The following is a 26,768-nucleotide window of genomic DNA, read 5'->3' on the forward strand; positions in this document are numbered from 1 at the left end:
CCATAATTTACACTTTAAGATCCATAAAGTCAATATTTTTAATAGGGACAGCGACCATTTTTTTAAAAAAAATGGTCGCTGTCCCTATTTTCTATGGTAAAATAAGTTTTATGAATAAATTCAAGGAAACAATCAAAAAATACAACCTGATCCAAAAAGGCGATAAAATCCTGGTTGGAGTTTCCGGCGGGCCGGATTCACTGACCCTGCTTTTGCAACTCTTTAACCTAAAATCAAAATTGGGATTGGCTTTACATATTGCCCATCTTGATCACGGCTTACGGAAAAATTCCGGCGCGGATGCTCTTTTTGTAAAGAAATGGGCTAAGCGGCTCAATATCCCCATGAGCATAAAACAAATTGACCCCAAGCTCCTTAAGGAAAAAGGCTCTCTTGAGGAGCTTTGCCGAAACGCAAGGTTAGATTTTTTTATTAAAACCGCAAAGAAAATCAAAGTAAACAAGGTTGCTTTGGGGCATAACCTTGATGACCAGGCCGAAACAGTCTTAATGCGCCTGTTGCGGGGAACAGGTTTATCCGGATTAAGCGGAATATCTTTACAGCGGAAAATCAATGGGGTCACTTTTATCCGTCCGCTTTTGGAAACTTCCCGTTATGAAATTAATAAATATCTAAAACGCAGGGGAATAAAACCGCGCATCGATTCAACGAATAAGGAAGAGGTATTCTTGCGTAATAAGATCCGCCACAATTTAATTCCCTTATTAAAAAGTAAGTACAATCAAAATATCGTTAGCGTCTTGGCAAATCTGGCGGAAAGTGTTTCTTATGATTATGAATACCTTGATCAGGCCGCCCGGCGCAGCCTAAAAGGTAATACCAGCCATCTCAATATTAAGAAAATCCTTAAATTGCACCCGGCAATTTTACGCCTTAAAATCAGGCAGAGTATCGGCTATCTTCAGGGGAATACGCGCCGGATAGGATTTGTGCACATCAAAGAAATAGAGGATTTACTAAATAGCCGGCCAAAAGGATCAATTGTCGATTTGCCTAAAGGAATCTCGGTACAAAAAACCCGCGCTTACCTGCGATTTTATAAGCGTTAGAATCAGGGACCGTTTCTAGTTTTTTGGGGAAAAATAGAAACGTTCCCTAGTTTTTCCTTGATTTTACCTCCTTTAACCGCTATAATAAAAAATCTATTAACCATTTAACCTTGGAGAATTAAGATGCCCCCGCAAAATAAACCTAAATCTAATAAGAACAATAAGTTTAAACGCTTCCCTTTTGGCTGGTTGCTGGCTTTTTTCCTGTTCATCATCCTGATGAACTTTTTCAGCAATATTCCGATTACCGGCGTCCCCAAAGAAATCACCTACAGTCAGTTTTATAAAATTTTAAAGGATAATCCTGACCGCATAAAACATCTCGTTAAAACCGAAACCATTTTACAGGGCGATTACGCGGATAACTCAAAATTCTTTCTGAATATCCCGGAGAATGACCCGGAATTACTCGGCCTGATGCGGCAAAATTTAAAAAATTTTGAAGTTAAGCCGGCGCGCACATTCTGGGTTACTTTACTTTTCAATTTAGGGCCGATACTATTACTTATTTTCTTCTGGTGGATGATGGCCGCCCGGGGAGAACAATTGGGCAGTAAAATTATGACTTTTGGAAAAGTTAGATCTAAAATCCAAAGTAATAATGAGAAGGCTACTTTTGATGATGTTGCCGGAGTTGATGAAGCAAAAGAAGAACTAAAAGAAGTAATTGAATTCCTTAAAGATCCTAAGAAATTCCAAAAGCTGGGAGGCAAGATTCCAAAAGGGGTACTTTTGGTCGGGCCTCCGGGATGCGGAAAAACATTGATTGCCCGGGCAGTTGCCGGTGAAGCCAATGTGCCTTTTTTCAGTATATCCGGCTCTGATTTTGTCGAGATGTTCGTGGGAGTAGGGGCAAGCCGGGTAAGGGATTTATTCGACCAGGGCCGTAAAGCCGGGATCGTTTCCGGTAAAGGGGCGATAATCTTTATCGATGAAATTGACGCGGTTGGCCGCTTGCGTTTTTCCGGAATCGGCGGAGGCAATGATGAACGCGAACAAACCCTTAACCAGTTACTGGTTGAAATGGATGGCTTTGACAGCCAGCAGGGTTTGATCCTGATTGCCGCGACTAACCGTCCGGATACATTGGACCCGGCGCTTTTGCGTCCGGGAAGATTTGACCGGACAATTATCGTCAACCTTCCGGATATAAAAGGGCGCGAAGAAATACTCAAAGTGCATACCCGTAAGATCAAACTGGCTCCTTCAGTTAATTTAAAATCCGTGGCCAGCCAGACTCCGGGTTTCTCCGGCGCGGATTTGGCCAATCTCTGCAATGAGGCGGCGCTGGTGGCTGCGCGTAATAATAAAGAAGCGGTGGAAGAAATCGACCTGGATAAATCCGTCGAAAGAGTGTTGATGGGGCCGGAGAAAAAGAGCCATATTATGTCTAAGAAGGAAAAGGAGATAACTTCTTTCCATGAATCCGGGCACGCTTTGCTTTCTTTGCTGCTGCCCGAAGTTAATCCTTTAAAGAAGGTCTCGATAATCCCTAGAGGCTTGGCCGGAGGATATACTTTTACACCTCCGTTAGAAGACCGGCATTATTGGACCAAGGCGGAATTAATCGCCGAGATTACGATGATGCTTGGGGGCAGGGCTTCGGAAGAGTTAAACCTAAACGGGGTCACTACCGGCGCGCAGAACGATCTGGAGGTGGCCACAGCTATGGCCAGGCGAATGGTTACGCAATTTGGAATGTCGGAAAAGCTGGGAAATTTAACCTTAGGTAAAAGAGAAGGGCTGGTATTTTTGGGCCGCGATATTATGGAGGAGAGGAACTACAGCGAACAAACCGCCCATATCATTGACGAAGAGGTAAAAAAAATAATTGATGATGCTTATGGAAAAGCAATCGAGCTATTAAAAAATAATCTGGATAAGCTTAAGCTTCTGGCAAGTAACCTTTTAGAGAAAGAAGTTTTAGGGGCAGAGGATGTAAAAAAATTACTGGGGATTGAAAAAAGCGACTTAGTTTAAAAATGCGTATTTTCCGGTTTACCGACCAAAACGAAGTAAGGAAGTCTATGCAGAATATCGGAGTTGATCCGTATGGTATCAAGATCATGCTGCCCAAGGCTCTTGCCTTTACAATTCGCTTAAATGCCATAAACAATGTTACGGCTAATATCCTTAAGCAGGAGATGCTTTCTTTGGGAGGGGATGCGGCGGTTGCCAGAGGGTCGCTTACCGGAAAAACTAAAAAAACCGATATTCTTCTTTTCGGCCAGCTCCGGCAGCTTAAATCCCTGGCGGATAAATTAAAATTCCAGCCTTTTGGCCTGCGTAAACTTGGAGTTGAGCTGGATGAAAATATTGAAAATTACACCCGGGATAATTTTATTTTAGGATTAAGAGAACACACTTTGAATCTTAGCCAAAAAACCCAGATTATGGGCATTATTAACTTAACTCCGGATTCATTTAGCGGGGATGGTTTATATAAGGCAAACCGCAAAGAACATCTCAAGCTGGTTTTAGAAAAAGCGCAAAAAATGTCCGCTGATGGGGCAGATATAATTGACCTTGGAGGACAATCCAGCCGTCCGGGCGCAAAAGCAATCAGCACTAAAGAAGAACTGCTGCGTACTGCGCCCGCGGTAAAGCTATTGGCAAAAAAAATTACTACTCCTATTTCTATCGATACTACCAAGCCGGAGGTTGCCGAGGCTGCCTTAGAAGCCGGGGCGCAGATAATTAATGATATCTCGGGATTAAGAAATAAGCGCATGATTAAAGTAGCCGCCAAATATAAGGCTGCTGTAGTGATTATGCATATGCTTGGGTTACCGGTAAATATGCAGAAAAAAATCGCCTACCATTCCTTAATTGATGACATTACCGCCTATTTAAAAACCGCGATTGAGTCTGCCTGCTCCGGTGGAATAAATCCGGATAAAATCATTATCGATCCAGGGCTGGGATTTGGGAAAACCAAAGAACATAATCTTGCAATAATGCGGCATCTGGCGGATTTTAAAGTCTTAGGAAAACCTATCCTGATCGGGCCATCCCGAAAATCTTTTATCGGTAAAGTCTTAGGCACTGACGTTAAAAAAAGGACCGCCGGTTCACTGGCCGCCTCGGTAATGGCAGCTCTAAACGGAGCAAATATACTCCGCGTGCATGATGTTAAAGAAACAAACCAATCCTTAAAAATTGTCGAGGCGATAAAAAATGCTGACGCATAACCTGATTTTATACTGGAAACCGGTAGTTGAAATTTTAATCCTGTGGTTCTTTATTTACCACATCCTGCTTTTTTTCGTAGGGACACGGGCAATACAAGCTTTACGGGGAATAATCATACTGTTACTTGCTTTCTTAATTTTCCAAAAATTTGATTTTTTCGTATTAAATAGGTTATTCAAAGAACTCTTTGGCATATCGGTGATTGCGATCTTAATTATTTTTCATCCTGAGATCCGGCAAGGTTTAGCCTCCATAGGCAAAGGGCAGGTTTTCAAAACCAACCAGAAAGATGAGGGCATCGACTTTATTATCAGCCAAATTACGCAGGCCTGTGAAAATTTAGCGCAAAATAAACTCGGCGCTCTGATTGCTATTGAAAAAAACGACTCCTTATCGGCATATATCCAAAGCGGCGAGATCATCGACTCGCGCATTTGCGCCGATTTAATCGAAGCGATCTTTACCCCGAATAACCCGCTTCACGACGGCGCAATGATCATCCAAAAAAGAAGGATCGCCGCCGCCGGATGTTTTTTCCCCCTTACGGCAAACCAGCAACTAAGCCGGATTTTTGGGACACGCCACCGCGCGGCCTTAGGTTTAAGCGAAGAGAATGACGCGGTATTAATTATTGTCTCCGAAGAAAGGCACGACATATCCATAATTTTCCGCAAGAAATTTTATAAGGATTTGGGCGGAAAACAACTGGAAGCAAAAATAAAGGAGTTGCTTTTAAATGAATAAAACAGGTATTTTTTCCCGCATAGCCTCATTCTTTATCACCCACCCCTGGTTAAAACTTATCTCCTTGCTGCTGGCGGTTATTGTCTGGTTTTACGTAAAAGGGGAGAAGATTTAAAGTCAAATATGCCTAAATTGGGAGTAAACATTGATCATGTAGCTACTCTTCGCCAGGCGCGCAGGGGAATCTTTCCGGATCCCGTATACGCGGCATTTTTATGCGAAGAAGCCGGCGCCGATAGTATCGTGGCGCATTTAAGGGAAGACCGCAGGCACATTCAGGATGAGGATATCCGCCTTCTGCGTAAAAAAATCAGGACTAAACTTAATCTGGAGATGTCCATTGCTCCGCAGATTCTAAAGATTGCCTGTAAAATTAAGCCCTACCAGGCTACTCTGGTACCCGAGAATAGAAAAGAACTGACTACTGAAGGCGGGCTGGACGTGATCGGCAACCTTAAAAAAATTACCTCTGCTTTAAAAAAATTGAAAAACTGCGGGATTCGGGTAAGTTTATTTATTGACCCGGATAAAGATCAGGTTGATGCGGCAAAAAAATCCGGGGCCAAGATTATTGAATTGCATACAGGCGGCTATGCCGATGCAAAAAAAATAAAGCGGAAAAGAAAACTGCTTAATCAGATAAAAAATACTGTTAAATACGCAAAAGCCAAAGGCCTGATAGTTAATGCCGGCCATGGCCTGGATTACGCCAACGTCACAAATATTGCTAAAATTAAAGGAATAGAGGAGCTTAATATTGGCTATTCGCTTATCTGCAAGGGGTTATACGTTGGTTTATTTAAAGCGGTTAAAGAGATGCGGAGGTTGATAAAGTAATGTTTATCGGCACCGGCGTAGATATTACCGAGGTCCGGCGGATCCGCCAGGCGATTGAAAAATGGGGAAATGATTTTTTGCGCCGTGTTTTCACGGAAAGCGAGATTGAAAACGCCAAAACCAAAACTTCTTTCTATCAGCATTTAGCTGGAAGATTCGCGGCCAAAGAAGCAATTTTTAAAGCAGCGGGGGACAAAAAAATATCCTGGCAGGATATACAAATATTGAATAACCGTGAAGGTAAACCGGTCTGCCAGTTTTTAAATGGCCGGGGAAAGAATATTGCCGTGCATATTTCTATTTCACATGTTAAAACCTATGCGGTTGCCAACGCGGTTATTACGAAGAAAAGCTGATTCCCATAAAGTCAGCTATGGGCATATCTTGATTTTGGCCGGCTCAAGCAGGTTTTCCGGAGCCGGTTTGCTTTGCGCGGAATCAGCTTTACGTTCCGGAGCAGGATTAGTAACATTAGCTATACCCAAAAGTATTAACCTGGCGTTAATTAAAAATAAGGCAAATGAAATTATGACCTTACCATTACCGGAAACTAAAGAAGGAACATTGAGCCTTAAAGCTTTTACGAAGATAATTTCTTTTCTTAAAAACGCCGATGTGTTGATCATCGGCCCTGGGCTTGGAAAGAACGCGTCGACTTACGCGCTAATCAGAAAAATTATCAGAAAAACTAAACTGCCCATGGTCCTGGATGCTGATGCGCTCAACGCTCTCAATAATCACTTAGAGATACTTAAAACCCACAAAGACAGCCTTATTTTGACACCGCACGAGAGAGAGATGTCTTTGCTCTTTGGGATAGATCTTGATTTTATAAAGAAAAACAGGAAATTGGTTGCCAAAAAGTATTCAAAACATTATAATAATATAATTATCCTTAAAGGGCACAATAGCATTGTAAGTAACGGCAGCGGTCAGTGTTATATAAACAGGACCGGTAATCCCGGAATGGCAACTGCCGGAAGCGGGGACGTATTAAGCGGCATAGTTGGCGCATTCCTGGCTCAAGGCTTGGATGCGTTTAAGGCGGCAAAATTTGCAACTTATATTCACGGCTTAGCCGGTGACTTGGCAGCAAAAGATAAAACGCAAATGGGATTAATTGCCTCGGATATTATCATTAGGATTCCGGATGCGATTAAAAGATGCAGTTAGTGCCGGCGTAGCTCAGTTGGCAGAGCGGCTGTTTTGTAAACAGCGGGTCGGGGGTTCAATTCCTCTCGCCGGCTTTTGATAAATAAAATCGGGCAGGTACCCAAGTTGGTCAAAGGGGACAGACTGTAAATCTGTTGCACTTGTGCTTCAGAGGTTCGAATCCTCTCCTGCCCACCATTTTAATACTTTCGCAGCACCCGGCGCTAATAGGTATTGCGTCGGTGCGCGCTAGGTAGCGCGGGAGTAGTTCAGTGGTAGAACAATAGCCTTCCAAGCTATATATGGGGGTTCGATTCCCCTCTCCCGCTAAAAAACCATCTATTATGGATAGTGCTATAAAAGAGGTTCTGCCTAAATTAATTGAAGATGCCGACGTAATAGTGCTTTATTTAGACAACCAAGAAAATATTCTTCTCTGTAATAAAAAAGTCCGGGAATTAACCGGCCTCAAAGATACTGATATTATAGGCAAAAACTGGCTTAAGGTATTATTCAGGCATTCAGATAATAACATTAAGAGAGCTATGTTTAAAGCAGTAATGGATGATTCTCTAACTTATAAAAGGCCAAAAGATTTTGAATGCCACATTTTAGATAATTCCGGTAAAAATCGCCTCATCTCCTGGAGTATTAACCCAATCTTGGACAAAGACAATAAAGTTGAAGCAAGCACGCTCTTTGGACAGGATATTACGGAAATAAAAGGAAGAGGGGCTGCGATAAAAAATATCGATGACTCCTTAAAAAATATCTTCTCCAGCATAAAAGAATATGCTTTATATGTGATTAATCTTGACGGGAAAATAACTTATGTCGGGATGGGATGCCTTGCCATGCTGGGTTGGGATAAGAAAGATATTATCTTTAAACATGCCAACATCCTGCATAATATTGAAGGAGAACTGCCTAATTTGGATTTCATCCTAAAACAGGTACGCTTATTGGGTAAGTACGAAACAGAAACTGAACTGGTTACTAAGGATGAAAAAATTATTCCGGTTATATTGACCGTCAACCAGTTTTTGGACCCTTCAGGTAAGCTTTCAGGCTTTATTTTTATCGCTAAGGACATGACCGAAAGAAAAAAACTGGAATACCAAATCTTCCAGGCTGAAAAGCTGGCGGCCCTGGGGCAGCTCTCCGCAGGGATGGCCCATGAGATCAATAACCCTCTTTTTGTTATTTCCGGCAGGTTGGAAATGCTCAAACAGGAAGAAGTCAATCAAAAGGTTAAAGATGCCCTTAGCTTAATCGGTTCTCAAACCGACCGTATCCGTAATCTCGTTGACAGGATCCTGAGGTTTTCCCGTAAATCAACCACAACTTTGGAACCAATTGACATCAATGAGGCTATTGAAGCTGTCCTACCCTGGGTCCAATATAATAAATTGCCAAGCGCTGAAGTTGTCCTTGAGAAATCTTTTACAAAAAATATGCCTAAAATCAAAGGAGACCTCCATCAGCTGCAAGAAGTTTTTCTGAATCTCCTGATTAACGCTTATCAATCAATGCCTAACGGAGGAAAAATTAAAATTATTACCAGTAAATTCGATGACCATTATGCCCAAATCCAGATTATCGATTCAGGGGTGGGAATCCCAGCGCATCATCTCAAAAATATTTTCATGCCTTTTTTTACAACCAAAAAAGAAGGCTTAGGCTTAGGGTTATCCATTTGCCATAATATTATTAAAAACCATAACGGTTCAATTGAGTTAACGAGTAAAATTAATCAAGGGGCGTCTTTTACCATTAAACTGCCTTTTATTTAAAAGGAGGTTGGCATGCTCTATAAAATCCTGGTGGTTGATGACGAAGCACCGGTAAGAGAACTATTTGTAGATTTATTTAAAAAAGAGGATTGCCAATCTGTCGCCTGCGCAACCGGAGAAGAAGCTTTGGAAATACTTAAAAAAGAAACTTTCGATGTCGTGTTGCTGGATATCAAGCTTCCCGGGATGAGCGGCCTGGAGGTACTTAAAAATATCAGGGAGACTCATGTGGACCTTCCGGTGGTTATGATCACGGGGTTTGGGTTCGATGAGGAGCTGATCGCTAAAACCAAACAATTTGGCTGTGCCGGATATATCGGTAAGAATATGCCTGTGTCCCAAATTATAGTTACTTTCAAACAATTCGTTAAAACCGCCAAAGAAAAAGGCTGCCTCTAATGGGTGAAGAATTCTTAAAACTGGTTTCCATAGATGCCTTTGACCTGGATGATGCCTGGTTTCAATGCCTATCAGCAATATTGGATAAGGGCCATGTTTATACCATTACCCGCGGAAGCTATGAAGGACAGAAGCGCCTGGAGTTTGATTTTATTTCAGTGCGGGTGCGCAAACCCGCGCATCAGATCATTCCGATAATCCCTGAAGGCATGAATATTCCGGCTCCTACCGACATGGATTATATCCAAGGTTATTTAAGCTACCTGCTTACCGGGGCAAAAACCGAAACCGAAGATTATACTTATGGAGAAAGGTTAGTTGACCCTAAAGTCAAGATTAAACAAAACCGGGATGGCCAAGAATTGATCTTTGAGATGCCTTTAAATGTAAACCAGATTGAAGAAGTTATCAAGATGTATAAAGAAAAAGGGCATGGTACAAATCAGGCGGTTATGGAGATCGGCATGCCATCGGATATAAAATTGGCGGACCCGCCGTGTTTGAGGCTCATTGATACGCGGATACGTTACGGTAAACTGCATTTCATACTTTATTTTCGTTCCTGGGATCTCTGGGGTGGATTTCCATCTAACCTGGGAGGCCTGCAACTGGTAAAACAATATATGGCCGAAGAGATCGGGGTTGGTGATGGAGAAATTATTGCCGTAAGCAAAGGCCTGCATCTCTATGATTATGTATGGGATTTAGCCAAGTTAAGGACAAACAAAACCAAAGATTTAAAATAAATGATGAATAAATTACGCATTGGGATATTAGGCGACGGAGGATGGGGAACAACACTGGCAATCTTACTTTCTAATAAGGGGTATCCGGTTACTCTTTGGAGCGCTTTTGAAAATTACGCCAAAGAGATGGCTAAAACCAGGCTTAATCCTAAATTTTTACCGGGAATAAAGATCCCGCAAGAAATTAATATTACCGGAGACATCAAATCAGCGGTTAGCGATAAGGAGATTATTGTACTGGCAATCCCTTCACAATATAGCCAGTCGGTATTAAAAAAGGCCAAGCCCTGCTTTTCTAAAAAATCTATTTTTTTAAGCGTGACCAAGGGGATTGAAATCGGTTCACTAAAAAGAATCTCGGAAGTAATTTACGCAGAACTCGGGCAGGTCAAGCTGGCGGTGTTAAGCGGCCCGACTATCGCCCAGGAGGTAGCCAAAGGAATCCCGACTACCGCGGTAGTAGCTTGCGCTAATAAAAAAATACGCAAAACAATTCAGTCGGTATTTAGCAGTGAAAAATTCAGGGTATATACCAACCCGGACCTGGTTGGTGTGGAGTTGGGCGGCAGCTTAAAAAACGTAATTGCGATCGCCTGCGGAGTTTCCGACGGATTAGGATTTGGGACAAACACCAAAGCGGCGATCCTTACCCGGGGGCTTGCCGAGATGTCCCGGCTGGGCGAGGCGATGGGGGCAAAATTAAAGACTTTTAGCGGAATTAGTGGGTTAGGGGACCTAGTTACCACCTGCATAAGCCGCCAGAGCCGCAATCGGATGGTCGGAGAACTGATCGGGCAAGGTAAAAGCTTAAAAGAAATTTACCGGCATATGCAAATGGTTGCCGAAGGAGTACCTACGGCAAAATCCGCTTACGCGTTAAGCAAAAAATACAAGATCGATATGCCGATCACCAAAGAAGTGTATCGGCTGCTTTATATGCATAAATCTCCTCGCAAAGCGGTAAAAGATTTAATGACGAGGAAAAACAAAGAAGAATAAATTACGGCAATACGGGGCGTGGCTCAGCTTGGTAGAGCGCTTGAATGGGGTTCAAGAGGTCACAGGTTCAAGTCCTGTCGCCCCGACCAAATTTAATATTGTAATTTAAAGAAATAAATTTTAATGAACAAAAAAATCATAACCTTAATCCTGATTACGGGTACAATTCTTGTTACTGGGCTCTCTCTTCGGGCATCGGCAAAAGAATCCACTAAAAATGAAGCTCAGAAAAGGCTTTCCCGGGTTAAGGTCGCCTCGCTTTATGAAAATATAACCGATGGGGTTGCCATTAGCAGAAGCATAGACGATACGGTTGGCATTCTCAAAGATACAAAAACCGATTTAATATTCCGCGGATTTTGGAAATGGACACCGGTTGTTGATTCTCCGGACAATATCCCTGCGGAGTTACTTAAGCTGTCCGGGGATAAAAATCTTAACCCAAAGCAGATTTCTGAAAATCTTAGAAGAAACGGTCATTATTACCAAGAGCTAAAAAGATGGATTTCCGCGATAAAGAATAAACTGCCTGACATTATCTTTGTTGGAGCAATTCCAGCGCAGACCCTCGGTAGAATCGAATACAATCCGGTTACGGGTAAAGTCTATCCTATGGAAGAGACCTGGAGGATGGCGCTTAACCCTGCCAAATGGGAAATAGAACAAAATGGTAAACTGGTAACCAAAGAGCAGTTCCAGGAATGGTTTTATGGTGTCCATCCCTACGGGGGAAAAGCAGAATCTGGCTATGATTGGCGCAAAGCGCCGGCGTTTTTTCCCGATATAACCAATCCCGATTTTCAGGGGCTGCTTTTAAGTTGGGCAAAAAAACAAATAGACTGCGGCGCGGATGCCATTTGGGTTGACATGCTTTATTACCAGGCCTCCCGCCTTGCCCAAATCGCAAGAGACCTGAACCATCCTTCAGTAAAAGAATCTGTTTATGCCGCTTCAAAAATCGTGGATGAAATCCATAATTACGGAAAGTCCAGGGGAAAATACATCTACGTAGGAAGCTGGCCCGGACCTTTTGTTTTAGCGGAATTTAAAGGTCGCAAATTTCCTTATCCTCTGCCTGATCTGGATTTTATCACCATATCCCCATTGAACAAGGAGGTTACGGACAAAAAACTGGATAATGCAAGATGGGAAAAAGGGATTTCCATCATCAGAAAGAAATTTGGCGATATTCCAATTTTTGCCTTTATAGACTGGGCATTTGATGAATCACAAACGGTAATTTTCTCTCAAAAATTAAGCAAAGAGGAGCAAAGGGAAACACTAAAGACATTTGATGAGTCCTTTGCAAAAATGGGGGTGAATTTTATTTATCCTATTCATGGCGGCTATATGGGCAGGGGAAAAATTACCACCAATCTTGCCTGGGATAAATACAGGATTTACGATGCCTTAGCTCCGGAATTTGATACCTATGCGACAATAAAGGAACTTGCCCAAAAGAAAACAGAAAAATAAAAAATGGCGGGCTTCTAACTAAAAACATAAGGGAGGACATATGACAAAGAAATATGAAGGCGCGGAAAGAAGAAAATTTCCGCGGGTAGAGGGAAGGTTCATTGTTTCATATAGGATCATCCCGACTAATGATAACGCCGATATAACCCAAACTAAGAACTTAAGCCTGGGCGGAATGCTCCTGACCACCAATTGCCAGTTTCCGGTCGGAACAAACCTGGCCCTTGAAATCCGCCTGCCTTTTGATCCGGACCCGATTATGATTATCGCCAATGTCCTGGAGTCAAAAGAGATAACCAAGAATATAATCTATGATACCCGGCTGGTTTTTTTGGCAGTGGATGAAAAACACCGTAAAGTAATCGCCGAAACCGTCGGCTATTATCTTAAGAAAGGGTAATTTATGAAGAAAATTAATCTTGGCCTGATTGGTTTCGGCAATATCGGCTGCGGAGTCGTAAAAATCCTGCAGCAAAGAAGATTATTTTTAACTCAAAAAATAGGGGTTGAAATCGTAATTAAAAAAATATGCGATAAGGATATTGCCAGAAAAAGAGATGTCCGGGTAGATAAAAATTTACTTACCCGTGATGCCAATGAAATAATCAATGATCCCCAGATTGATATCGTAGTCGAATTAATGGGCGGAATCAACCCGGCAAAAGAATTTATTCTGGCGGCTTTAAAAAAGGGCAAACATATAGTAACCGCCAATAAAGCCCTGCTTGCCGAGTGCGGAAACGAGTTGTTCAGGGAAGCTGCCGAACGGGGGAAAAATATTTATTTTGAGGCTTCCGTAGGCGCGGGAATCCCCATTATAAAATCAATAAAGGAAGGGCTGGTAGCTAATAAATTCAGCTGCATTTTTGGTATTGTCAACGGCACGTCTAATTATGTGCTGACGCAGATGTCTAAAGAAGGCTGTTCTTTTGCCAACGCCATTGGCGCGGCTAAAGCTAAAGGTTTTGCCGAAAAGGATCCTACCCTGGATATTGAAGGGATTGACTCGGCGCATAAACTGGTATTACTTACTTATCTGGCCTATGGCAGGATTGTCAGCGTAAAAGATATTTTTATCGAAGGAATCTCCCAGGTCTCCGCTGCCGATATCGCTTACGCCAAAGAGTTGGGGTACGCGATAAAATTATTGGCGATTGCTAAAAAGAAGGTTGATGAATTGGAAGTGCGGGTGCATCCGACTTTTTTACCGGTAAACCATTTACTTTCATCTGTGGACGGAGTTTTTAACGCCATTTATGTTTCCAGTGACCTGGCAGGAAACCTTATGTTTTATGGGCCCGGAGCAGGGCAATTGCCCGCGGCTTCGGCGGTTGTCTCGGATATCGTTGATCTTACCCAGGATATCAAAGCGGGCCTGTTCCGGCCGACTTTAAATTCCATTGAAGACAACTCGATTAAAAGCTTGCGTAAGATAGATGAATTTGAAAATAAATATTATATCCGCATTGCGGCTGTAGATAAACCGGGGGTATTGGCTAAGGTATCGGGGATCCTGGCAAAATTTGGCATCAGTATCGCTTCAGTAACTCAAAAAGAAAAATTAAGGGCTCAGGTTGTACCGGTAGTCATGGTTACGCATGAAGTAAAAGAAAAAAATCTGCGTAACGCTTTAAAGATGATCGATCAATTAAAGGATATCAAAGAAAAATCCATTGCCATAAGAATTGAGGACGTTTAAAGTGTGTGAACAAGGCTATAAAGGGATAATCCAAAAGTACAAACGTTTCTTACCGGTCAATGACCAGACACCGGTAATTACGCTAAACGAAGGGAATACTCCCTTAATTTATGCCGGTTATTTAAGTAAATTGGCCGGTGATAATATTGAAGTTTACTTAAAATACGAAGGGCTTAATCCTACCGGTTCATTCAAAGACAGGGGGATGACCCTGGCCATATCCAAGGCCTGCCAGGAGAAGGCTAGCGCGGTTATGTGCGCTTCCACCGGAAATACATCCGCATCCGCGGCTGCCTATGCGGCACGGGCAGGAATAAAATGCATTGTACTTATTCCCAGCGGTGCGATTGCGCTGGGAAAACTTAGCCAAGCGTTAATTCATGGGGCAAAAGTCCTGGCGATTAAAGGTAATTTTGATGCGGCGCTGGATCTGGTAAAAGAAATTACTAAAAAATACCCCATCGTATTGGTAAACTCTTTGAACCCTTACCGCATCGAAGGGCAAAAAACCGCCAGCTTTGAAATATGCGACTATTTAGGCGATGCGCCGGATTTCCAAATCATGCCGGTAGGAAATGCGGGTAATATTACTGCCTACTGGAAAGGATACAAAGAATATAAAACACAAAACTTAAGCAAAAAGCTTCCGGTTATGCTAGGCTTCCAGGCAGAAGGAGCCGCGCCCATTGTCAGAGGCAAACCAATCAAGAATCCGCAGACTATTGCTACTGCCATTCGTATCGGAAACCCGGCAAGCTGGAAAAGCGCGGTCGAGGCGCGTGATGAATCCGCGGGGTTAATTGACCTGGTTTCGGATGCCCAAATTCTTGAGGCTTATAGAATACTGGCTGAAAAAGAAGGGGTATTCGCTGAACCGGCTTCGGCAGCTTCGGTCGCCGGGCTTTTAAAATTAATCAATAACGGATATTTTAAAAAAACCGGCCTGAATAATAAATACCGGATCGTCTGCGTATTAACCGGGCACGGCTTAAAAGACCCTGAGCGGGCGATTAAAACAATTAAGCATCCGAAGGTTATCCGGGCGGATTTAAAAACAATAATTAAAGAAATTGGCTACTAAAAAGATTCTTATTACTGCCGGGCCTAGCTGGGTGGCCATTGACAAAATCAGGGTAATCAGCAATATTGCTTCCGGTGAAACCGGATTTATCCTGGCAGAAAAATTTAAAAAACTTGGAGCCAAAGTTACTTTGTTATTGGGGCCGGGTTACTTTTGCGGGTCTCAAACCGGAATAAAAATAATCCGTTTTAAGTATTTTTCGCAGCTGGCGCGACTTTTGAAAAACGAATTAAAAAAAGGAAAATACGCCGCAGTTATCCATGCGGCGGCAGTTGCGGATTATACGCCCAAAAAGGTAATCCGGCATAAAGTGAGTTCGCATCGGGCTAACTGGAGGATTGATCTGGTCCCAACTAAAAAACTGATTAATGACTTGAAAAATTACGGAAAAGGATTATTTACCGTGGGTTTTAAGTTTGAACCGGATAAAGATGATGCCGGGCTTATTGAAAAAGGCAAAAAATTGCTTAAACAGGCAAGGCTGGATCTAGTAGTTGCCAATTCCAATAAAAATGCGGTTTACCGCGCTTTTATACTTGATAGTAGAAATAAATACGGCCCTTTCCCAAGTAAAATAAAAATGGCTGCTTATTTATCCAGGCTGGTGGAGAAAAAAATATGACAAAATTCATTGTACTGGTTGGAGACGGAATGGCGGATTATCCTATACAGGAGCTGGGAATGCGCACGCCTTTAGAGGCAGCGCGCATTCCCAATATGGACTTTATTGCCAAGAACGGATGCCTCGGTCAGGCCAAAACTATCCCGGATAAAATGACCCCGGCATCAGATGTAGCTAATCTTTCGATATTGGGATATGACCCCAAAAAATACTATACGGGAAGAGGGCCGCTGGAAGCGGCAAACCTGGGCATTGAATTAGAAGAAGATGATGTTGCTTTCCGCTGCAATTTGATTACGGCAACCGGCGATACCCTGCTTGATTACAGCGCCGGGCATATCAAATCGACGGAAGCTGAAAAATTGATTAAATTTCTCGATCAAAAAATAGGAACCAATAAAATGCGTTTTTATCCCGGAATAAGTTACCGCCATCTCCTTTTAGCCAAAGGCGCGGCCCAATTAAAACTCCATAATTTAAAATGCCTGCCCCCGCATGATATTGCCGGCCAAAGTATCAGCAAAAACCTGCCCAAAGGCGATAACGCGGATTTAATCATTAAACTGATGCAGGATTCCCGGGAGCTTCTGGATAACCATGAAATTAATCATGTGCGCCTGGACTTAAAAGAGAACCCGGCAAATATGATCTGGCTCTGGGGGCAGGGCAGAAAGCCGGATATGCCTAAATTTATGGATAAATTCGGCCTATCCGGAAGCGTGATTTCAGCGGTAGACCTGATTAAAGGTTTAGGGCGCATCCTGGGCTTAGAGGTAATCAATGTCCCGGGAGCAACCGGTTATTATGATACCGATTATCTGGCTAAAGCAAAAGCGGCGATTAAATCCCTGAAGAAAAACGATTTTATTTTTGTGCATGTGGAGGCCCCTGATGAAGCCGGGCATAACGGTGATCTACGGGAAAAACTTACCGCGATTGAGAGGTTTGACCAATTAGTGGTCGGCCCTCTTTTAGAATATTGTAAAACCAAGGATGATTTCCGGATAATGGTCTTACCGGACCACGCTACTCCGGTTGCCCTAAAAACGCACACTGCCGAAATTATTCCCTTTGCGATTTACGGCAAAGATATACCCGCAAAGGATTTTCTTAATTACAGCGAAAAAGAAGCGCAGAAATCCGAATTATATTTTGAAAATGGATATCAACTTATGGAATATTTTATTCAAGGGAGAATAAGCAATGCATAAGGGTTTAGTTGTTCAGAAATACGGCGGATCATCGGTTGCCAACGTCCAACGCATTCAAAAAGTCGCCCAAAGGGTGGTCGGTTACAGCAAAAAAGGTTATCAACTGGTAATTGTTGTTTCAGCCTTGGGAGATACTACCGATGAATTAATTGCATTGGCGGATAAAATCAATCCCAATCCTTCGCAGCGGGAAATGGATATGTTGTTATCAACCGGAGAGCAGATCTCTGTGGCTCTTCTAGCCATGGCAATTCATAAATTAGGAGCCCGGGCGATTTCGTTTACCGGTTCGCAAGTCGGGATCATTACCGACACCAGCCACACCCAGGCCAGGATTATCAAAATAAACGGGAATAAAATTAAAGAAGAGCTAAGAAAAGGCAATATCGTTATTGTCGCCGGTTTCCAGGGGGTAACTTTAAATCAAGATATTACTACTTTGGGCAGGGGAGGATCGGATTTAACTGCCGTAGCCCTGGCTAAAGAACTCAAAGCCGATTCTTGCGAAATTTACACGGATGTCGAAGGAATTTATACTACCGATCCGCGGATTGAACCCCGGGCTAGAAAAATAAAAGAGATTACTTATGATGAGATGCTGGAAATGGCCTCACTCGGGGCCCAGGTAATGCAGGCGCGGTCCATCGAAGTAGCAAAAAAATTTGATGTGCCCTTGCATGTGCGTTCATCATTTAGCGATAAAAGCGGAACGATGATCATTAAGGAGGTAAAAAAGATGGAAGATGTGGTGGTCAACGGCGTAACTCTAAATAAAAATGAGGCAAAAATCACTCTTTGCGGGGTTCTGGATAAGCCGGGGGTTGCGGTAAAATTATTCAAGAACCTGGCAGACGCGGGGGTAAGCGTCGATATGATCGTCCAAAATGTAAGCCATACCCGCTCAACGGATATATCATTTACGATTGCCAAATCCGAAAGCGCCAAAGCCGCTAAAATCACTAAAATGGTAGCCAGGAAAATCAGAGCAGGAGAGGTCCTGCTGGATGAAGATATTGCCCAGGTTTCTATCGTCGGAGTAGGTATGAAATCGCACCGTGGTGTCGCGGCTAAAATGTTCGGGATACTGGCAGATAATAAAATTAACATTGAGATGATCTCTACTTCCGACATCAGCATATCCTGTATTATCAAAAAAAAGAACGCCGAGATAGCGGTAAGAAAATTACATCAGGAGTTCGGGTTAAATAAATAGGTAAGGCACCCCGCGCTTAGCGGAATTGTGCGGGTGTTGTCTCCGTAGACAAGGGGTAACCATGCTTAAGGTAAAATTATACGATACCACGCTTCGTGACGGCTCACAGGCCGAAGGAATATCTTATTCGGTAATGGATAAGGTCCGGATTGCCGAAGAACTGGATAAATTCGGTATTCATTTCATTGAAGGAGGCTGGCCCGGTTCAAACCCCAAAGACCGGGAATTCTTTGAAAAGATAAGCAAGGCCAAACTTAAAAATTCCAAGATTGCCGCTTTTAGCATGACCCGCAGGCCAAATATCAAAGCTTCGCAGGATAGCAACATCGGTGCCCTTTTAAAATCAGAAGCCCAAGTAATTACTATCGTCGGTAAAACCTGGGATTTTCATGTGGTTGAAGTTTTAAAAACTACGCTGGATGAAAACTTGGAGATGATCAAAGATACCATCAGCTTTTTGATTAAAAAGGGTTTTGTCGTTTTTTATGACGCGGAGCATTTTTTCGACGCTTACCAGGCAAACAAAGATTACGCTTTAAAAACCTTGATTGCCGCCCAAGACGCAGGGGCTTCTGCCATCTGCCTTTGCGATACTAACGGCGGTTCCTTGCCAAACCAGATAACAACTACAATCAGTGAAATCAAGCATAGGATTAAAGTTGATTTGGGTATCCACTGCCATAATGACGCCGGCGTTGCCATTGCCAATTCTTTAGCGGCCATCGAAGCCGGAGCAACCATCGTTCAAGGAACGATAAACGGCTACGGAGAACGCTGCGGAAATGCCGATCTGATCCCGATCATCGCGAATTTAAAGCTTAAACTAAAAAATAACTGCATTCCTGACCTGCAGCTAAAACAATTAACCCGCCTTTCGCATTTTGTCAGCGAAATCAGTAATATGCGCGTAAAAAATGAACAGCCTTTTGTCGGGGATTCAGCCTTCGCGCATAAAGGCGGGATGCATATTAACGCCATAATGAAAAATCCCTTAACTTATGAACATATCGACCCGTCCTTGGTCGGAAACCACCGCAGGATCCTGGTTTCCGAACTGGGCGGCAAAACCGGTATTTTGTTAAGGGCAAAAGATTTGAATTATGATTTAAGCAAAGGGGACCCGCAAACCAAAAAAATCCTGGAATTAGTCCAAGACTTAGAGCATAAAGGATTCCAGTTTGAGGCTGCCGAAGCGTCCTTCCAGATATTGATGCAGAAGCATTTGAAAAAATTTAAGGGTTTCTTTGAACTTGAAGGATTTAAAGTAGTCATTGAAAAACGCCAAGATAAAAAGATCACATCGGAAGCGATTATAAAATTAAAGGTCAACGGAATCAAGGAACACACTGCTGCCGAAGGCGATGGCCCGGTAAACGCATTAGACAATGCCCTGCGCAAAGCGCTTAAAGACTTTTATCCGGCTTTGGCCAAAATGCACTTATCCGATTTTAAGGTGCGCGTTTTGGATGAAAAGGCCGGCACCGCGGCAAAAGTGCGGGTTTTAATCCAATCGCAGGATGAAAAAGACACCTGGAACACCATCGGTGTCCATGAAAACATAATTGAAGCCAGCTGGCAGGCCTTAGTCGACAGCGTTGAATATAAACTTTTAAAAGATCAATAATGGCCGAAGCGCTCTCCAAGCAATATAATCCTAAAGAAACCGAGGATAAGTGGTATAAAATCTGGGAGGAGAATAATCTTTTCAGCGCCAAAGTTTCCCCGGATAAATCACCCTACTGCGTAGTTATCCCGCCGCCCAATGTCACCGGTATCCTGCATATGGGCCACGCCCTGAATAACAGCATCCAGGACATTTTAATCCGTTATAAAAGAATGAAAGGATTTGAGGCTTTATGGATGCCGGGTACCGACCATGCCGGAATCGCCACGCAAAACGTAGTGGAAAAAGCCCTGGCAAAAGAAGGATTGAAGCGTCAGGATCTAGGCAGGGAAAAATTCATTGAACGGGTCTGGCAATGGAAAGAACAATACGGCTCAACCATAATTCATCAATTAAAAAAACTGGGCTGCTCATGCGACTGGAAACGGCTGCGTTTCACTATGGATCAGGATTATTCGGCGGCAGTCACCGAAGTTTTTGTCAGACTCTATAATAAAAAATTGGTTTATCAGGGGAACTATATTATCAACTGGTGCCCCCGATGCCAGACGGCATTAAGCGACGAAGAGGCAGCGCATGCGGAATTACAAGGAAGCCTTTACTACCTCAAATACCCGTTAAAAGATAATCCGCTTGAATTTATCAGTGTGGCCACAACCCGGCCGGAAACTATGCTCGGTGACACTGCCGTAGCCGTAAACCCGAAAGACAAACGCTATAAGAAATATATCGGCAAAACTTTGCTCCTTCCGCTAATTAAACGGGAAATAAAAATTATTGCCGACTCAGCCGTGGATATGGAATTTGGAACAGGAGCCGTAAAAGTCACTCCTGCCCATGATCCCAATGATTATGCTTTAGGCAAAAAACATAACCTGGAATTCATTAACGTAATGCGGACTGACGGCTCGATGAATGAATCGGCCAAAAAATACTCCGGCCTTGACCGCTTTAAAGCCAGAGAAGCGGTATTGGAAGATTTAAAACAATTGGGTTTGCTTGAAAAAATCGCTCCCCATACCCTTTCTGCCGGCCACTGTTACCGCTGCCACACAATAGTTGAGCCGTATTTATCCAAACAATGGTTTGTAAAAATGAAACCGCTGGCAAGGCCGGCGATTGAGGCGGTAAAAAAAGGAAAAATAAAATTTTACCCCGAGCGCTGGACCAAGGTCTATTTAAACTGGATGGAGGATATCCAAGACTGGTGCATCTCCCGGCAGATCTGGTGGGGCCACCGCATTCCGGTTTATTACTGTAAAAATTGCCACGGGAAAAACTCCAAACACGGCATCATTGTATCGCTAACCAAGCCTTCTCAATGCCCCAGGTGTAAATCAACTGATCTGGTTCAGGAGGAGGATGTCTTGGACACCTGGTTTTCCAGCTGGCTTTGGCCGTTTGCGACATTCTATTGGCCTAAAGAAAGTAAAGAACTAGAATATTTTTATCCAACATCAACTTTAGTTACCGCTCCGGAGATTATTTTCTTTTGGGTAGCGCGGATGATTATGGCTGGGTTTGAATTTAAAAAACAGGCCCCATTTAAAGACGTTTATATCCATGGCACGGTCCGCGATGTCGAAGGCAAGAAGATGTCCAAATCCCTGGGCAATGTTATTGATCCCCTGGAGATTATCGCTGAATACGGCACCGACGCTTTACGTTTTAGCCTTATCTCGATAACCTCCCAAGGCCAGGATGTATTTCTTTCCAAAGAGAGGTTTGAGCAGGGCAGGAACTTTGCCAATAAGATTTGGAACGCTTCGCGTTTTGTTTTAGCCAACCTTAAACCGGAAGAAGTAAATCTGGATCTCTGTGTTTTTTTCAAAAAAGAGCAGTTAGATATCGTTAATCGCTGGATATTAAGCAGGTTCTATTCGACTCTGGATAAAGCGGCCAAAGAACTGGATAGCTATAAATTTAATGAAGCTGCTAATAGCCTGTATTCATTTTTCTGGCATGAATTCTGCGACTGGTACCTGGAATTAATCAAACCGCAAATAGGCCAAAAACAAACCCAGGTAGTCATGTATAAAATTTTAGAGAAAACCCTAAGAATAATCCATCCTTTTATGCCTTTTATAACGGAAGAAATCTGGCAGCGCCTGCCAGGAGCAAAAAATTCAATTATGCAGCAGAGCTGGCCGCATCTACAGAAGGATTTGATCAATATTGAAGATGAGCAACAAATGCAGGCGGCTTTTGATATTATCAATACCATAAGAAATATGCGCGCGGAGCTGGAGGTTAACCCGCAAAGCCGGATTAATATCAAACTAACCTTTGCCAATAAGTTTGCCCAAAATTTAATGGAACCGCTTTTTGGCCACATAAGGAACTTAGCAAGAATCGACACCTTAAGCGTAAATGAAAAATATACCGTCCAGAATAACGAATATGTGATCGTGCTAAAGGATATGCACATAGCGATGCCGCTTGCCGGAATAGCCGAGGTTAGCGAACAAATTAAGAAAAACCGCTCAAAAATCGAAAAATTGGAATCAGAGGTTAAGAATAAAGAAGCCATGCTTTCCAATAAGAACTTTACTGGGCGTGCTCCCAAAGAAATTGTCGAAGCTGAAAAGGCTAAGCTGGATGAAATGCGCGCGCAAATTGCCAAGTTAGAGGTAATCATAAATGGCCTACGCTAAATATTTTTTATCCGAAAATAAGCCCAGGATCAACCCTAAAAGGTTAAAATCGATAATTGAACAGGCGTTGGCTGAGGATACGGGCAAAAGAGATATCACCACCGAGCTTATCATTCCTAAAAATAAAAAAATAAAAGCTAAAATTATTGCTAAGGAAGATTTCTTGCTTTGCGGTATTGACGCTGCCAGGCAAGTTTTTAAAACCGTGGATCCGCGTTTAAGTTTCATTCAAAAAATCAAAGAAGGCAAACAGGCGCATAACCAGGAGGTTATTGCCGTTATATCCGGAAAAGCAAAGAGTATCCTCAGGGCCGAACGCGTAGCCTTAAATTTATTAGCGTTACTTTCCGGGATAGCCACAAAAACTAATCAATTTGTCAGAAAAATAAGGCCCTATAAAACAAAAATTACCGATACCCGTAAGACCCTGGCCGGCTTAAGAGAATTACAGAAATACGCGGTAAGGATCGGGGGAGGCTACAATCACAGGATACGCCTGGATGAGATGGTTTTGATTAAAGATAACCATCTTAAAATACTCGCAGGGCTCACCGAGTTTCCTAAAACTCCTAAGGGCTGTAAAGTTGAGATCGAAACACAGGACCTAAAAGAATTCAGGCATGTTTTAAGCCTCAAGCCGGACGTCATTATGCTTGATAATATGCGGATCAAAGATATTAAAAAAGCGGTAAGGATCCGGAATAATACTAAATTTAAAAAGCATAAAACTCTGCTGGAGGCAAGCGGAGGCATACGTCTTGGCAACATAAGAAAATACGCCGCAACCGGAGTTGAAATCGTTTCAGTAGGAGAGCTTACGGATTCCTTAAAATCCGTTGATCTCAGCTTGGAAGTTATCTAATCAGCCGGCCAAAATTTAAGCCCATGGGTAAATTTAAACTAATTTCCGTTTTTAAGCCCTGCGGCGACCAGCCCAAAGCAATAGCGGAACTCTCCAAGTCTATCCTGGATAAAAAACCTTACTCTACTTTGCTGGGAGTTACCGGCAGCGGTAAAACTTTTACCCTAGCCAACGTAATCGCCAAAGTCGGCTTACCCACCCTGGTAATTTCACATAATAAAACATTGGCCGCCCAGCTTTATTCGGAATTTAAACAATTCTTTCCGCATAACGCGGTTGAATATTTTGTAAGTTATTACGATTATTACCAGCCAGAAGCCTACATCCCTTCCACGGATACCTACATAGAAAAAGACTCATCCATCAATGAGCGGCTGGACCGCCTGAGGCTGTCGGCAACAACCTCATTAATGAGCCGCAAGGATGTAATTATCGTGGCCTCGGTTTCCTGTATCTATAACCTGGGTTCTCCCCAAGATTACCAAAAGATGCTGGTGATCTTAAATACGAAGGAAAAAATCCAGAGGGATGAATTAATTACCCGGCTCATCCAGATCCAATATGAGCGCAATGATTATGAATTCAAACGCGGAAAATTACGGGTGCGCGGGGACGTAATTGAAATATTCCCTTCCTACAGCGAACAAGCGCTGCGTATAGAAATGGCCGGTGATTTAATCAACAAAATCTCGGTAATTGAACCGGTATCCGCAAAGACAATCAGCGTTATCGACAAAGTCGCCATTTATCCGGCAAAACATTTTATTGTCTCAAGGAACAGGATCGATACGGCGATTAAGTCTATAAGGGAAGAACTGACTGTGCAGTTAAAAAACCTGAAAGAAAAAAATAAATTACTGGAAGCCCAGCGCCTCCAGTCCCGCACAAACTACGACCTGGAAATGCTTAAAGAAATAGGCTACTGCCACGGGATAGAGAACTATTCCCGGCATTTGAATGCGCTACCCGCCGGTAGCCGGCCATATTCGATGATCGATTATTTCCAGGGGGATTTCTTAACCGTAATCGATGAGTCCCACGCAACTATCCCGCAGATAAGAGGTATGTATGCCGGAGACAGGGCAAGGAAGGAGACGCTGGTAAATTACGGCTTCCGCCTTCCGTCATGCCTGGATAACCGGCCGTTGAAATTTGAAGAATTCAACCGGCTGGTAAAACAACTGGTTTTTGTTTCAGCCACGCCTGATGAATATGAGTTAAAATTAAGCGCAAATAAAATTATTGAGCAGATTATCCGGCCTACCGGTTTAATCGACCCGGAAATTATCGTTAAGCCTTCCAAAGGGCAAATCCAGGATTTAATCCTGCAGATAAAAAAACGGGCTAAAAATAACCAAAGGGTGCTGGTAACCACCCTGACCAAAAGAAGCTCCGAAGACCTGGCTAATTATCTGGCTGAAAACGGGATAAAAGTAAAATACCTGCATTCCGAAATACAGACCATTAGCCGTTCGGTAATCCTCAAAGAACTGCGCCAGAAGAAATTTGATTGCCTAGTGGGGATTAATCTGCTGCGCGAAGGGCTGGATTTACCAGAGGTTTCATTGGTTGCCATCATCGACGCGGATAAAGAAGGGTTTCTGCGTTCAGCGACCAGCTTAATTCAGGTAGCCGGAAGGGCTGCGCGCAATATCGACGGAACAGTAATTATGTACGCCGATACTATCACCGGTTCGATGAAAAAAGCAATCAACGAAAGCAACCGCAGGAGAAAAATCCAGATGGAATACAACCGCAGGAACAAAATTACTCCCCGCTCAATTCAAAGGTCGATCAAAGAAGGAATAGAGGACCTGGAGGATACCTCTGAATTTGTGCAGAGCCTAACCGGTGAGCCAAAAGAGCAATACCAGTTGCATAAATATATATCCGAGTTAGAATATGAAATGGAGCTGGCGGCGCGGAATTTGCAATTTGAAAAAGCAGCCGGCTTAAGGGACAAGATCAAGGAGCTGCGTAATGCTACTGGCCATTGATATCGGAAATACCAACATAAAAAGCGCGCTATTTAAAGGCAAAAAAATCATCAAAAAATTCAATATCCCCGTAAAAACCTATTCCCGGAGTAAATTCGCAAAAAAACTTGCCGGTAGCCAACCAATATCGGCTGCCGCCATTTGCAGCGTTGTGCCTAAACTAACCGCCATCCTTAAGCATGACCTAAAACTCTTAACCGGAAAAACCCCCTATATAATAGGTAAAGACATAATTGTTCCCATGAAAAATTTTTACCGTAATCCTAAACAATTAGGCCAGGACCGGCTGGTGGGGGCTTACGCTGCCTGCAATCTTTATCCAACCCCTTTAATCGTCATAAATTCCGGCACCGCGATTACTTTTGATGTAGTTTCCAGGAAAAAAGCCTACCTGGGCGGATTAATATTTCCCGGAATACGGATTTCCTTGGAAGCCTTAAGCGCAAAGACCGCGCTCCTGCCAAAGATAAAATTACAGCAGCCAATAACCCTTATCGGAACCGATACTAAAAACAGCATATTAAGCGGGATTGTTTTTGGCATTGCTTCCCTGGCTAAAGAACTGGTAAATAAAATTAAACAGCGTATCGGTAAAGACGCGCTGGTTATCGGCGCCGGCGGAAATATCCATTTAATCAAGAAGTATTCCGGAATGGGAATTAAAATTGATACGAATTTAACCTTAAAAGGTATTAATCTTGTCTATGGAAATAAAATTTAAAACTGCATTTATTTTGGCAGCCGCATTCCTTGGGGCGGGGATTTTTCCCGCTTCTTATGCCGAAGAAAACAACAAACCCGCGGCTAAAGCTGAAACCGGGGTGGTTATTGAACAGGCACTCAAAAATTATGAGACGTATAAACAAAAAGAACAGGATGAATTGGCTAAAAAACTAAATTTTAGTTTAAACCAAATAATCCAAAACTGGATAGCTTCGGCTAAAGCAAATAAAGAAAACGCCCTGGGCAGCCGCCTCGAACAAAGCTGGGAGAAATTATCTTCACTCTATCCGGTCTCCCCGGTGCCTTATGAATATTATTTACGGGGATACAAGTACAGCCTGATTAAAAGTGACGTGGCTAAAACCGACTCTATTTTTGCTCCTTATAAAGCCACAGTTACCATAAATGAGGATCTTTATGTCGAAAAAAATCATTCTCCGGATATCAGCGATGCCAATCCTTATTTTTATACGGTTACTACGGCCTACAACTTAAATCTTGAATACCGGCAGGATAAATTCGTATTAATCAATAGCGATAGTAAAATCGTGGGCATAATAAATGACGCCCCCAGCGAAATAAAAAAATTCCGGTTTTAAAAAAACTCTTGACAAGAAATTTTTTTTATCTATAATTAGCACTCTGGGAAAAAGAGTGCTAGTTGTAACCAATAA

25 protein-coding genes and 4 tRNA genes are annotated in these 26,768 nt (G+C 42.8%); all 29 read left to right on the forward strand.

What is annotated here, in order from left to right; all coding sequences use genetic code 11:
- The first annotated feature begins 110 nt into the window (after positions 1 to 110).
- The 29 genes from tilS (at position 111) to PHG87_02000 (ending at position 26,693) form a co-directional block, all read left to right on the forward strand.
- Positions 111 to 1,070, forward strand: a complete 960-nt coding sequence (gene tilS / locus PHG87_01860; protein ID MDD5476945.1) for a tRNA lysidine(34) synthetase TilS — start codon at positions 111 to 113, stop codon at positions 1,068 to 1,070.
- 123 nt (positions 1,071 to 1,193) lie between these two features.
- Entirely contained in the window at positions 1,194 to 3,050 is a 1,857-nt protein-coding gene (ftsH, locus tag PHG87_01865; protein ID MDD5476946.1) for an ATP-dependent zinc metalloprotease FtsH, read from the forward strand.
- A 2-nt stretch (positions 3,051 to 3,052) separates the two neighbouring features.
- Positions 3,053 to 4,261, forward strand: coding sequence for a dihydropteroate synthase (folP, locus tag PHG87_01870; protein ID MDD5476947.1), 1,209 nt, complete (start codon positions 3,053 to 3,055; stop codon positions 4,259 to 4,261).
- Positions 4,248 to 5,006: a diadenylate cyclase CdaA gene (gene cdaA, locus PHG87_01875; GenBank protein MDD5476948.1), complete on the forward strand. Its 759-nt coding sequence runs from the start codon at positions 4,248 to 4,250 to the stop codon at positions 5,004 to 5,006. The genes folP and cdaA overlap by 14 nt, the downstream gene beginning before the upstream one ends.
- Positions 4,999 to 5,121, forward strand: a complete 123-nt coding sequence (locus tag PHG87_01880; GenBank protein MDD5476949.1) for a hypothetical protein — start codon at positions 4,999 to 5,001, stop codon at positions 5,119 to 5,121. Before cdaA ends, PHG87_01880 begins: the two co-directional genes overlap by 8 nt.
- A gap of 8 nt (positions 5,122 to 5,129) precedes the next feature.
- Positions 5,130 to 5,843, forward strand: coding sequence for a pyridoxine 5'-phosphate synthase (locus PHG87_01885; protein MDD5476950.1), 714 nt, complete (start codon positions 5,130 to 5,132; stop codon positions 5,841 to 5,843).
- The gene (gene acpS, locus PHG87_01890; protein ID MDD5476951.1) at positions 5,843 to 6,199 is read left to right on the forward strand and encodes a holo-ACP synthase; all 357 of its coding nucleotides are present in this window, start codon (positions 5,843 to 5,845) and stop codon (positions 6,197 to 6,199) included. Before PHG87_01885 ends, acpS begins: the two co-directional genes overlap by 1 nt.
- Positions 6,162 to 7,016 (forward strand): NAD(P)H-hydrate dehydratase, encoded by an 855-nt coding sequence (locus tag PHG87_01895; protein ID MDD5476952.1) that lies wholly within the window; start codon positions 6,162 to 6,164, stop codon positions 7,014 to 7,016. The genes acpS and PHG87_01895 overlap by 38 nt, the downstream gene beginning before the upstream one ends.
- Before the next feature lies 1 nt (position 7,017).
- A tRNA-Thr gene (locus PHG87_01900) sits at positions 7,018 to 7,090 on the forward strand.
- Between the two features lie 16 nt (positions 7,091 to 7,106).
- Positions 7,107 to 7,193, forward strand: a tRNA-Tyr gene (locus PHG87_01905).
- Between the two features lie 60 nt (positions 7,194 to 7,253).
- A tRNA-Gly gene (locus PHG87_01910) sits at positions 7,254 to 7,324 on the forward strand.
- A 15-nt stretch (positions 7,325 to 7,339) separates the two neighbouring features.
- The gene (locus PHG87_01915) at positions 7,340 to 8,788 is read left to right on the forward strand and encodes a PAS domain S-box protein (protein MDD5476953.1); all 1,449 of its coding nucleotides are present in this window, start codon (positions 7,340 to 7,342) and stop codon (positions 8,786 to 8,788) included.
- Positions 8,789 to 8,800: 12 nt separating this feature from the next.
- The gene (locus PHG87_01920) at positions 8,801 to 9,187 is read left to right on the forward strand and encodes a response regulator (protein ID MDD5476954.1); all 387 of its coding nucleotides are present in this window, start codon (positions 8,801 to 8,803) and stop codon (positions 9,185 to 9,187) included.
- A complete protein-coding gene (locus PHG87_01925; GenBank protein ID MDD5476955.1) occupies positions 9,187 to 9,933 on the forward strand; it encodes a thymidylate synthase in 747 nt (248 codons plus the stop codon). Before PHG87_01920 ends, PHG87_01925 begins: the two co-directional genes overlap by 1 nt.
- Complete coding sequence (locus PHG87_01930; protein ID MDD5476956.1) at positions 9,934 to 10,932, forward strand: NAD(P)-dependent glycerol-3-phosphate dehydrogenase; 999 nt, start codon at positions 9,934 to 9,936, stop codon at positions 10,930 to 10,932.
- Positions 10,933 to 10,944: 12 nt separating this feature from the next.
- A tRNA-Pro gene (locus tag PHG87_01935) sits at positions 10,945 to 11,021 on the forward strand.
- A gap of 34 nt (positions 11,022 to 11,055) precedes the next feature.
- Positions 11,056 to 12,408 (forward strand): hypothetical protein, encoded by a 1,353-nt coding sequence (locus PHG87_01940; GenBank protein MDD5476957.1) that lies wholly within the window; start codon positions 11,056 to 11,058, stop codon positions 12,406 to 12,408.
- Between the two features lie 40 nt (positions 12,409 to 12,448).
- Positions 12,449 to 12,808 carry a PilZ domain-containing protein gene (locus PHG87_01945; GenBank protein ID MDD5476958.1) on the forward strand — a complete coding sequence of 120 codons (360 nt, stop codon included), beginning with the start codon at positions 12,449 to 12,451 and terminating at the stop codon, positions 12,806 to 12,808.
- Between the two features lie 3 nt (positions 12,809 to 12,811).
- Entirely contained in the window at positions 12,812 to 14,107 is a 1,296-nt protein-coding gene (locus tag PHG87_01950) for a homoserine dehydrogenase (protein ID MDD5476959.1), read from the forward strand.
- A gap of 1 nt (position 14,108) precedes the next feature.
- Complete coding sequence (gene thrC / locus PHG87_01955) at positions 14,109 to 15,188, forward strand: threonine synthase (protein ID MDD5476960.1); 1,080 nt, start codon at positions 14,109 to 14,111, stop codon at positions 15,186 to 15,188.
- Positions 15,178 to 15,810 (forward strand): phosphopantothenoylcysteine decarboxylase, encoded by a 633-nt coding sequence (locus PHG87_01960; protein MDD5476961.1) that lies wholly within the window; start codon positions 15,178 to 15,180, stop codon positions 15,808 to 15,810. The genes thrC and PHG87_01960 overlap by 11 nt, the downstream gene beginning before the upstream one ends.
- Complete coding sequence (locus tag PHG87_01965; GenBank protein MDD5476962.1) at positions 15,807 to 17,021, forward strand: cofactor-independent phosphoglycerate mutase; 1,215 nt, start codon at positions 15,807 to 15,809, stop codon at positions 17,019 to 17,021. The genes PHG87_01960 and PHG87_01965 overlap by 4 nt, the downstream gene beginning before the upstream one ends.
- The gene (locus tag PHG87_01970) at positions 17,014 to 18,234 is read left to right on the forward strand and encodes an aspartate kinase (GenBank protein MDD5476963.1); all 1,221 of its coding nucleotides are present in this window, start codon (positions 17,014 to 17,016) and stop codon (positions 18,232 to 18,234) included. Before PHG87_01965 ends, PHG87_01970 begins: the two co-directional genes overlap by 8 nt.
- Positions 18,235 to 18,295: 61 nt before the next feature.
- Entirely contained in the window at positions 18,296 to 19,858 is a 1,563-nt protein-coding gene (cimA, locus tag PHG87_01975) for a citramalate synthase (protein ID MDD5476964.1), read from the forward strand.
- On the forward strand, positions 19,858 to 22,512 hold the full coding sequence (locus PHG87_01980; GenBank protein ID MDD5476965.1) for a valine--tRNA ligase: 2,655 nt from the start codon (positions 19,858 to 19,860) through the stop codon (positions 22,510 to 22,512). Before cimA ends, PHG87_01980 begins: the two co-directional genes overlap by 1 nt.
- Positions 22,499 to 23,374 (forward strand): carboxylating nicotinate-nucleotide diphosphorylase, encoded by an 876-nt coding sequence (nadC, locus tag PHG87_01985; protein ID MDD5476966.1) that lies wholly within the window; start codon positions 22,499 to 22,501, stop codon positions 23,372 to 23,374. Before PHG87_01980 ends, nadC begins: the two co-directional genes overlap by 14 nt.
- 23 nt (positions 23,375 to 23,397) lie before the next feature.
- Positions 23,398 to 25,371, forward strand: a complete 1,974-nt coding sequence (gene uvrB / locus PHG87_01990; GenBank protein MDD5476967.1) for an excinuclease ABC subunit UvrB — start codon at positions 23,398 to 23,400, stop codon at positions 25,369 to 25,371.
- Positions 25,355 to 26,092 carry a type III pantothenate kinase gene (locus tag PHG87_01995; protein ID MDD5476968.1) on the forward strand — a complete coding sequence of 246 codons (738 nt, stop codon included), beginning with the start codon at positions 25,355 to 25,357 and terminating at the stop codon, positions 26,090 to 26,092. Before uvrB ends, PHG87_01995 begins: the two co-directional genes overlap by 17 nt.
- On the forward strand, positions 26,076 to 26,693 hold the full coding sequence (locus PHG87_02000; protein MDD5476969.1) for a hypothetical protein: 618 nt from the start codon (positions 26,076 to 26,078) through the stop codon (positions 26,691 to 26,693). Before PHG87_01995 ends, PHG87_02000 begins: the two co-directional genes overlap by 17 nt.
- Positions 26,694 to 26,768 lie beyond the last annotated feature (75 nt).

It is taken from the genome of Candidatus Omnitrophota bacterium (assembly GCA_028716245.1).
Taxonomy (GTDB): Bacteria; Omnitrophota; Gorgyraeia; order Gygaellales; family Profunditerraquicolaceae; genus UBA6249.

Coding starts and splice junctions, on each gene's coding strand:
- PHG87_01885 (MDD5476950.1), top strand. CDS start 5,130: ATGCCTAAATTGGGAGTAAACATTGATCATGTAGCTACTCTTCGCCAG.
- tilS (MDD5476945.1), top strand. CDS start 111: ATGAATAAATTCAAGGAAACAATCAAAAAATACAACCTGATCCAAAAA.
- acpS (MDD5476951.1), top strand. CDS start 5,843: ATGTTTATCGGCACCGGCGTAGATATTACCGAGGTCCGGCGGATCCGC.
- PHG87_01950 (MDD5476959.1), top strand. CDS start 12,812: ATGAAGAAAATTAATCTTGGCCTGATTGGTTTCGGCAATATCGGCTGC.
- PHG87_01925 (MDD5476955.1), top strand. CDS start 9,187: ATGGGTGAAGAATTCTTAAAACTGGTTTCCATAGATGCCTTTGACCTG.
- cdaA (MDD5476948.1), top strand. CDS start 4,248: ATGCTGACGCATAACCTGATTTTATACTGGAAACCGGTAGTTGAAATT.
- PHG87_01965 (MDD5476962.1), top strand. CDS start 15,807: ATGACAAAATTCATTGTACTGGTTGGAGACGGAATGGCGGATTATCCT.
- PHG87_01920 (MDD5476954.1), top strand. CDS start 8,801: ATGCTCTATAAAATCCTGGTGGTTGATGACGAAGCACCGGTAAGAGAA.
- cimA (MDD5476964.1), top strand. CDS start 18,296: ATGCTTAAGGTAAAATTATACGATACCACGCTTCGTGACGGCTCACAG.
- nadC (MDD5476966.1), top strand. CDS start 22,499: ATGGCCTACGCTAAATATTTTTTATCCGAAAATAAGCCCAGGATCAAC.
- PHG87_01970 (MDD5476963.1), top strand. CDS start 17,014: ATGCATAAGGGTTTAGTTGTTCAGAAATACGGCGGATCATCGGTTGCC.
- uvrB (MDD5476967.1), top strand. CDS start 23,398: ATGGGTAAATTTAAACTAATTTCCGTTTTTAAGCCCTGCGGCGACCAG.
- PHG87_01915 (MDD5476953.1), top strand. CDS start 7,340: ATGGATAGTGCTATAAAAGAGGTTCTGCCTAAATTAATTGAAGATGCC.
- ftsH (MDD5476946.1), top strand. CDS start 1,194: ATGCCCCCGCAAAATAAACCTAAATCTAATAAGAACAATAAGTTTAAA.
- PHG87_01995 (MDD5476968.1), top strand. CDS start 25,355: ATGCTACTGGCCATTGATATCGGAAATACCAACATAAAAAGCGCGCTA.
- PHG87_01980 (MDD5476965.1), top strand. CDS start 19,858: ATGGCCGAAGCGCTCTCCAAGCAATATAATCCTAAAGAAACCGAGGAT.
- PHG87_01940 (MDD5476957.1), top strand. CDS start 11,056: ATGAACAAAAAAATCATAACCTTAATCCTGATTACGGGTACAATTCTT.
- PHG87_01930 (MDD5476956.1), top strand. CDS start 9,934: ATGATGAATAAATTACGCATTGGGATATTAGGCGACGGAGGATGGGGA.
- PHG87_01945 (MDD5476958.1), top strand. CDS start 12,449: ATGACAAAGAAATATGAAGGCGCGGAAAGAAGAAAATTTCCGCGGGTA.
- PHG87_01895 (MDD5476952.1), top strand. CDS start 6,162: ATGCGGTTGCCAACGCGGTTATTACGAAGAAAAGCTGATTCCCATAAA.
- PHG87_01880 (MDD5476949.1), top strand. CDS start 4,999: ATGAATAAAACAGGTATTTTTTCCCGCATAGCCTCATTCTTTATCACC.
- folP (MDD5476947.1), top strand. CDS start 3,053: ATGCGTATTTTCCGGTTTACCGACCAAAACGAAGTAAGGAAGTCTATG.
- PHG87_02000 (MDD5476969.1), top strand. CDS start 26,076: ATGGAAATAAAATTTAAAACTGCATTTATTTTGGCAGCCGCATTCCTT.